This window comes from Nitratidesulfovibrio liaohensis (genome assembly GCF_011682075.1).
GTDB classification, from domain to species: domain Bacteria; phylum Desulfobacterota; class Desulfovibrionia; order Desulfovibrionales; family Desulfovibrionaceae; genus Cupidesulfovibrio; species Cupidesulfovibrio liaohensis.
Map to the genome: position 1 here is coordinate 1 of NZ_VSMK01000076.1, position 7,465 is coordinate 7,465.

The 7,465-nt window shown below is 66.3% G+C and carries 6 protein-coding genes and 1 pseudogene; all 7 read left to right on the forward strand.

Going from position 1 to position 7,465, the window contains the following annotated elements:
• Positions 1–82: 82 nt before the first annotated feature.
• Positions 83–979, forward strand: coding sequence for a tRNA (adenine-N1)-methyltransferase (locus FVW27_RS03370; protein WP_167122732.1), 897 nt, complete (start codon positions 83–85; stop codon positions 977–979).
• Positions 980–1,235: 256 nt separating this feature from the next.
• Entirely contained in the window at positions 1,236–3,218 is a 1,983-nt protein-coding gene (gene abc-f / locus FVW27_RS03375; protein ID WP_167122734.1) for a ribosomal protection-like ABC-F family protein, read from the forward strand.
• Position 3,219: 1 nt separating this feature from the next.
• Positions 3,220–3,687, forward strand: a complete 468-nt coding sequence (locus FVW27_RS03380; RefSeq protein ID WP_243838185.1) for a (deoxy)nucleoside triphosphate pyrophosphohydrolase — start codon at positions 3,220–3,222, stop codon at positions 3,685–3,687.
• Between the two features lie 284 nt (positions 3,688–3,971).
• Complete coding sequence (locus FVW27_RS03385) at positions 3,972–4,412, forward strand: DMT family transporter (protein ID WP_015946014.1); 441 nt, start codon at positions 3,972–3,974, stop codon at positions 4,410–4,412.
• Positions 4,413–4,752: 340 nt separating this feature from the next.
• Complete coding sequence (locus FVW27_RS03390) at positions 4,753–5,802, forward strand: aspartate-semialdehyde dehydrogenase (protein WP_167122737.1); 1,050 nt, start codon at positions 4,753–4,755, stop codon at positions 5,800–5,802.
• A gap of 153 nt (positions 5,803–5,955) precedes the next feature.
• Positions 5,956–6,897, forward strand: a complete 942-nt coding sequence (locus FVW27_RS03395) for an aminotransferase class IV (protein ID WP_167122739.1) — start codon at positions 5,956–5,958, stop codon at positions 6,895–6,897.
• Between the two features lie 354 nt (positions 6,898–7,251).
• Positions 7,252–7,465: pseudogene (locus FVW27_RS03400) on the forward strand (glycosyltransferase family 4 protein); the annotation flags it as partial.

A 7,465-nucleotide genomic window follows, 5' to 3' on the forward strand; every position in this document is an offset into this window, starting at 1 on the left:
GGCCCCGGGCGCGCGCACGGCGCGCGCCGCCCGGCTACGCGCGTGCGGGCCGGTTGCCGCAGAACCCTCAGGAGGAATTCCCATGCCCGCATACGGAGATCTGGTCATTCTGCAAAGCCCGCGCGGCAAGCGTTATCTGCGCCGCGTCGAGGAAGGCAACGACCTGCACTGCCAGGAAGGCGTGCTGCCCATGGCCGACCTGGCCGCCGCCGAGTACGGCACAGAAATCCGCACCCGGCAGGGCGTGCCCTTTCGTGTGCAGCGCCCCACCATCACCGACCTGGTCAAGGGCGTGAAGCGCCAGACCCAGATCATCTATCCCAAGGATATCGCGTACATCTGCATGCGCCTTGGCGTGGGTCCGGGCCGCACCATCATCGAGGCGGGCTCCGGCTCCGGCAGCCTGACCGTGGCGCTTTCGTGGTTTTCCGGCCCCACCGGCCGCGTCTGCACCTACGAGGCGCGCGAGGAATTCTACAAGCTCTGCCGCCGCAACCTCGACTGGGCGGGCGTGGGCCAGAACGTCACCCAGTTCAACCGCGACATCATTGACGGCTTCGAGCAGACCGACGCCGACGCCCTGTTCCTGGACGTGCGCACCCCGTGGGACTACCTGCACCACGTGGTCCGCGCCGTGAAGCCGGGCGCCGCCCTGGGCTTCCTCGTCCCCACCGTGGATCAGGTGTCCAAGCTGCTGCACGGTATGGAAACCGGGCCCTTCGACGACATCGAGGTCTGCGAGATCCTGATCCGCCGCTGGAAGCCCGTGGCCGACCGTCTGCGCCCCGAAGACCGCATGATCGCCCACACCGGGTTCCTCATTTTTGCCCGGCATCAGGAACGCTCCGATGAATGGGACTCGTTCCGCACCCTGGGCACCCGCGAACGCAAGCAGGAAGCCGCCCGCCAGGAACGCCTGGCCGCCGCGCGCGGCGCAGCTGATGCCGCTGCCGACGACGACGCCGGGTTTGAAGAATAACATCAGGACATAACGGGGGAGGGGCACCCTTTGGAAAGGGTGGCCCCTCCCCCGTACCCCCTCCCCTCCCAAACTTTTTAGTTGGGTGGTAATTTGCGCAGGGTGGCATGTGTTGCTATCTGCATGTCTCCCCAATTGAAAAGCTTTGAAGGGATGGAGGGGGGTGCGGGGGGAGGAAGGGGAACTTTCCCGAAAGTTCCCCTTCCTCCCCCCGCATGACTTTCTTCATGTTCAATTATTCTACTTCGGAACCGTCATGAATTTCACCATCCAGAGTCTCGGCAAGTCCTACAACGGGCAGGATATCCTGTCCGATTTCTCGCTCGAGGTGCAGTCGGGCGTGCGGCTGTGCGTGTGCGGCCCCAACGGCTGCGGCAAGTCCACGTTGCTGCGCATCATTGCGGGCGTGGAATCGGCGGACAGCGGCAAGGTGCTGCTGCCCAAGGGGTGCCGGCTGGGCTACGTGCAGCAGGAACTGGGCGACGACGTGCTGGACCGCCCCCTGCTGGACTGGGTGCTGGACGTGCTGCCCGCGTGGCACGACTTCTGGGCGGAGTGGGAGGCGGCGACCCATGCCGGGGACGAGGCAGCCATCCGCAGGCTGGGCGCGAAGCAAGCCGAACTGGAGCAGGTGTACGGGTACAACCCGGAACACCGGGCGCGGGCGGTGCTGTCGGGTCTGGGGTTTGCGGAACGCAAGTGGAGCCTGCCCATCCGCAAGCTGTCGGGCGGCTGGCGCGAGCGCGCCAAGCTGGCCCGCGTGCTGACGGCGGGGGCGGACGTGCTGCTGCTGGACGAACCCACCAACCACCTGGACCTGGAAGCCGTGGAATGGCTGGAAGCCTTTCTGATGGACTACAAGGGCGCGCTGGTGTTCGTGGCGCACGACCGGGTGTTCATGGACAAGGTGGGCACGCACGTCTTGTATCTGGGGGCCAGCAAGCCCCTGTACCGGCGCGGCACGTTCAGCCAGTTCGTGGCCCTGCAGGATGAGGTGGAGGGCCAGCGCGAGCGCGAGGCCCAGCGCCTGCAAGAGGAAATAGCCCGCAAGATGGATTTCGTGCGGCGGTTCCGGGCCAAGGCCACCAAGGCTCGGCAGGCGGGTTCGCGCCAGAAGATGGCCAAGAAGCTGGAAAAGGAACTGGAAAACTACAGGCCGGAGCAGAAGCGACGCGAGCTGGACTTTTCGTGGCCGGAACCGGCGCGGGCGGAAAAGACCATCCTCAGCGTGGTGGATCTGGAATACGCCTTTCCGGACGGCACCGGGCTGTGGCCCAGCCTGACCTTCAATATCTATCGGGGCCAGAAGATCGCGCTGGCCGGTCCCAACGGCTGCGGCAAGTCCACGCTGCTGAAGGTCATCGGCGGCAAGCTGGAAAAGAGCGGCGGCACGGTGGTCATGGGCACGCTGGTGCGCATGGGCTTTTTCAGCCAGCACCAGTTGGAGACGCTGAACCCTTCAGGCACGGTGCTGAGCGAAATCCGCCGCCTGTCCGACCCGCGCACCACGGAAGAGGAACTGATGAGCGTGCTCGGGCTGTTCCTGCTGGGACAAAGCTACTTCGACCGGGTGGTGGGCGAGCTTTCCGGCGGTGAAAAGAGCCGCCTGATCCTGGCCACGCTGTTCCTGGCCCGTTGCAACTTCCTGGTACTGGACGAACCCACCAACCATCTGGACCTGGAAAGCCGCGAGGCGCTGGTGGAGGCCTTGCAGAGCTACGAGGGCACCATCCTGATGGTGGCCCACGACCGGCACCTCTTGTCCAGCGTGGCCGACGAGATATGGGCGCTGTCGCCCGGCGGCATCACGGTGTACGAGGGCGGGTTCGACGAATACGATGCGGCGCGCCGCCAGCAGGGCGACACCGGCAGTCTGGCGTCCGGCGCGGGCGAGGCCCGGCGCGATGCGCCATCGCTGTCGCGCGACGACATGAAGCGCATCAAGCGCGAGCAGGCCGAGCAGCGCAACGCCCTGTACAAGGAACTGAAGCCCCGGCAGGATGCCTACGCCAAGCTGGAAAGGCAGTTGGAAACGTCGCTGGCCGAACAGGCCGAGGTGGAACAGACCCTGGCCGACCCGGCGGTGTACGCCGATGCCGCGCGGACCACGGAACTGCTGAAGCGCTTCGGCGAATTGCAGCGGCAGGGCGAGGAACTGTTCGAAAAGATGAGCGAACTGGAAGCGGTGATTGCCGACCTGGAAACGCGTCGGGCGGCGCTTACCGTCGAGGGCACGTAAGATGGGCACGGCGCCGTTGAAGGCGGCAGGCGATACCCCGGTGGAGGATGCCGGGAACCGCCCTGCACCGTCCCCCGCCCGGCGCATCGCCGTGGTGGCGGGCATCCTGTGGGACGGCGAACGGTTCCTGGCCGTGGAGCGCCCGGAGGGCAAGCCGCAGGCGGGGTTCTGGGAGTTTCCCGGCGGCAAGATCGAGCCGGGCGAGGCCCCGGAGGACGCCCTGACCCGCGAACTGCGCGAGGAACTGGGCGTAACCCCGGTGCGGGCCGCCTTCTGGCGCACCGTGCGGCACGACTATCCGCACCTGTCGGTGGAACTGCACTTCTTTCACGTGACCGGGTTCACCGGCACGGTCACCGCGCTGGAGGGCCACCGCTTTGCGTGGCTGACCTGGGACGAGGCCATGCGCCTGCCGTTTCTGGAGGCGGACCTACCGCTGGTGGCCGACCTGCAGGACGGGCCGGGGTAGGGTGCAGGGCCGGGTAACGGGCCTGTCGAGCAGATTCAGCCCCGTTCGTGCCTGTTCATGCCGGGTCTGCCTGCCTAGGTAGGACGGGGCCGGAATCTGGCCGGGATAAACGATATTTTTCGGGGGAGCGGAATGCCCTGCTCCCCCGAAGCCCCTTTTACGGGGTTTTCTGGCAGCATGGAGGGCGCTCCCAAGGTTTCCGGGTGCGCCGGGACATATCGCGGATGGCGGCGTTACGGCGCACCATCCCGGTCACATCAGGCGATGACACGCCGGGAGGGCGTATGGGACAGATGGTGTGGATCGTGCTGGCCCTGCTGGCCGGGGCAACCCTGCCCACGCAGGCGGGCATCAATGCGGCATTGCAGGCAAGCTGGGCGCGGCATCCGGCCCTGGCCTCGCTGATTTCGTTCACCGTGGGCACGGCGGCACTGGCCCTGTACGTGCTGGCGGCGCGCATTCCGTTTCCTTCGGTGTCCACGTCGTCGGCGTGGCAGTGGACGGGCGGCCTGCTGGGCGCGTTTTTCGTCACCGTGGTCACCTTTCTGGCCCCGCGCCTGGGAGCCACGGCCATGATCGCGCTGGTGCTGGCCGGGCAGATGGCGGCATCGGTGACCCTGGATCACTTCGGTCTGCTGGGCTACCCGGAACGCCCGCTGGGGCTGGTGCGCTTTGCCGGGCTGGTGCTGGTGGCCGTGGGCGTGTTTCTTGTCCGCCGTTTCTAGCTGGGGGTAAGCTCCCGCACCCGGCGCGGCGCGGTCAATTGCGTTCCGCCGCGCCTCGGCATATGGTGGGCAATTCCGGCTGCGTGGCAGGCCTCGTCAGGGACATTTCCCGGCAAGAGCGGCGCGCGGCAGGTGCAAGCATTCCGGCAGGGTGATGGCAGGGGTAGCCGGGCCTTTTCCGAGGGGGGAAGGCCCATGCGGCGGGTTGCTGCATCCGTTGCCGACATGGCGGGCGGTCGCCATGGGCGGCACCCCGGCGCGGGCTGCGCCGGGGCAGGGAAGGCGAGAGCCTGTAAGTGAAATCGGGCTTGTGTCCGCCTCCAAGTGCAAGGAGTGAATCATGTCCAAGGAAAGACTTGTCGTCGCCGTGTGCGGGGCCACCGGGGCGGTGGGCCGCGAAATGCTGAACACGCTGGAACAGCGCGAATTTCCCGCGGCGGAGGTCATTCCCTTCGCCTCGGCCCGTTCCGCAGGCAACAAGGTGCCCTTCATGGGCGGCGAACTGACCGTGCGCGAACTGACCGAAGAATCCTTCCGGGGCGTGGACATCGCCCTGTTCTCGGCGGGTGGTTCCACCTCCGAGAAGTTTGCCCCCCATGCCGTGCAGGCCGGGTGCGTGGTGGTGGACAACTCCAGCGCGTGGCGCATGGACGAGCGCTGCCCTCTGGTGGTGCCCGAAGTGAACGCCCACGCCCTTGCCGCGCACAACGGCATCATCGCCAACCCCAATTGCTCGACCATCCAGATGGTGGTGGCGCTGAAGCCGCTGCACGACGCGGCCAAAATCACCCGCGTGGTGGTTTCCACCTACCAGGCCGTTTCCGGCACCGGGCAGAAGGCCATTGACGAACTGGAAAAGCAGGTGCGGCAGATGTTCAACATGCAGGAGCCGGACGTTGCCGTGTACCCGCACCGCATCGCCTTCAACTGCCTGCCGCAGATCGACGTCTTCATGGACAACGACTACACCAAGGAAGAAATGAAGATGGTGCTGGAAACCGTGAAGATCATGGAGGATCCCTCCGTGAAGGTTACCGCCACCTGCGTGCGCGTGCCTGTCTTCTACGGCCATTCCGAGTCGGTGAACATCGAGACCGAGCGCAAGCTTTCGGCCAAGGAGGCCCGCGCCATCCTTGCGCAGGCCCCCGGCGTGCGGGTGTACGACAACCCCGCCCAGAAGATGTACCCCATGCCCATCGACGCGGCAGGCGAGGACGACACCTTCGTGGGCCGCATCCGCGAGGACGAGACCATCGCCAACGGCCTGAACATGTGGATCGTTTCCGACAACATCCGCAAGGGCGCGGCCCTGAACGCCGTGCAGATTGCCGAGGCGCTGGTGGAGCGGGACCTGCTGAAGGTGCGTGATCCGCAACTCTTCCTGCGCTAGGGCCAACGTCCGACATCATGAACCCATCACGCGGCCATCCGGTCCCGGCATTGCAGACCGGACGGGTGGCCGCGCGTCCGCCCGGCGCAGGGGGATGTTTCCCGCTGGCGCGCGGCCCCATCGCCACCCACCGCCATAAGGAGTGGTCACGCCGTGATCCCCGTGCTTGATACCGACGCCTACGTCACCCGCCTGCTGTCCCGCGAACGCCCCGGCGAAGCGGGCATCATCGCTTTCTACGAGCACCGCGTGGGCGCCATATGCCGCAACCCGCGCCTGATGCTCATGCCCCTCGACGACCACCTTGCCCATCGGGGCGACGGCATCTTCGAGAGCATGAAGTACCTGCACCGCCGCATCTACCAGTTGGACGCGCACCTTGAGCGCATGCGCCGTTCCGCCGCCGGGCTGTACCTTGCCCCACCGTGCACGTGGGAGCGCCTGCGCGAGATCATCATCGAGGTGGCCAAGGCGGGCGGCGAGGCCGACGGCTCCATCCGCGTGCTGGTGGGGCGCGGCCCCGGCGGCTTCGGCATCGACCCCGCCGAATGCCCGGAACCCAGCCTGTACGTGGCCGCCTACCATTTCACCCCCAAGCCGGAGGCGTGGTTCGACAAGGGGTTGACCGCCTTCCGCAGTTCCATCCCCGCCAAGCAGGGGTACCTTGCGCGCATCAAGAACGCCAACTACCTGCCCAACGTGCTCATGACCCGCGAGGCGCACGAACGCGGCATGGACGTGCCCTTCTCGTTCGACGACGAGGGCTTCCTGGCAGAAACCGCCATCGCCAACGTGGCCCTGGTGGACCATACCGGCACCCTGGTGGTGCCGGAGTTCACCAACGCCCTTGCGGGCACCACCGTGCTGCGCGCCGTGGAACTGGCCCAGGGCGAGTTGCCCGTCAGCTTCCGCAAGGTGCGCGAGGAAGAGCTGCACGCCGCCCGCGAAATCCTGGTGCTGGGCACCAGCTCGGACTGCGTGGCCGTGGTGGCCTACGAAGGCCGGCCCGTGGCCGATGGCCGCCCCGGACCGGTTTCGCGCCGGTTGCGGGCGCTGCTCCAGGCGGATTTGATGGGGCACGGGGTTCCTTTTTAGGCACGTTCGCGCTCCGTCCTTTCGCCCTCCGGCTGACCGACCCAAAGGGCGCGAAGCGTGGCCGTTAGACGAGCTTGCGAGTCTTACGGCCATCGAGAGCAGAGCGTCAGATTTCGCCTTTTGCTCCGGTCACGTACAAGAAGAGTACGCTCCCTTCGCAAAAAGGCTCATCTTCCTTGCCGGAGAACGAAAATCCTGTCGCGCGAACGCGCCTTGCAGCATTGGCACGACGGTATTGTCCTTTTGCAAGAAAGGCATCGGGATGGATACAATTCGCTTTGCGGAGTAGTGTTCCGGTGCGGAGTGCATGCCAATAACCGTTGTTGAACGATAAGAGAGCATCGGACAAAACAAATGACCACCGACACCACCATGCACATCATTCTGCTGGACCTGGGCCGCGAGTTGCGCGGGGGCCAGTTGCAGGTGTTCTACCTGGCCCGTGCGCTGCATCACAGTGACGGGTTTTCGGTGGTGGTGGCCTGTCCGGCGGGCGCGCCCCTGGCGCGCGAGGCGGCGGCGGCGGGCATTCCCGTGCTGCCCTTGCCAGGCCGCCGGTCGTGGAGCC

Excerpts from the sequence above, each read along its gene's own strand:
- FVW27_RS03370 (WP_167122732.1), top strand. The coding sequence starts at position 83 with ATGCCCGCATACGGAGATCTGGTCATTCTGCAAAGCCCGCGCGGCAAG.
- abc-f (WP_167122734.1), top strand. The coding sequence starts at position 1,236 with ATGAATTTCACCATCCAGAGTCTCGGCAAGTCCTACAACGGGCAGGAT.
- FVW27_RS03380 (WP_243838185.1), top strand. The coding sequence starts at position 3,220 with ATGGGCACGGCGCCGTTGAAGGCGGCAGGCGATACCCCGGTGGAGGAT.
- FVW27_RS03385 (WP_015946014.1), top strand. The coding sequence starts at position 3,972 with ATGGGACAGATGGTGTGGATCGTGCTGGCCCTGCTGGCCGGGGCAACC.
- FVW27_RS03390 (WP_167122737.1), top strand. The coding sequence starts at position 4,753 with ATGTCCAAGGAAAGACTTGTCGTCGCCGTGTGCGGGGCCACCGGGGCG.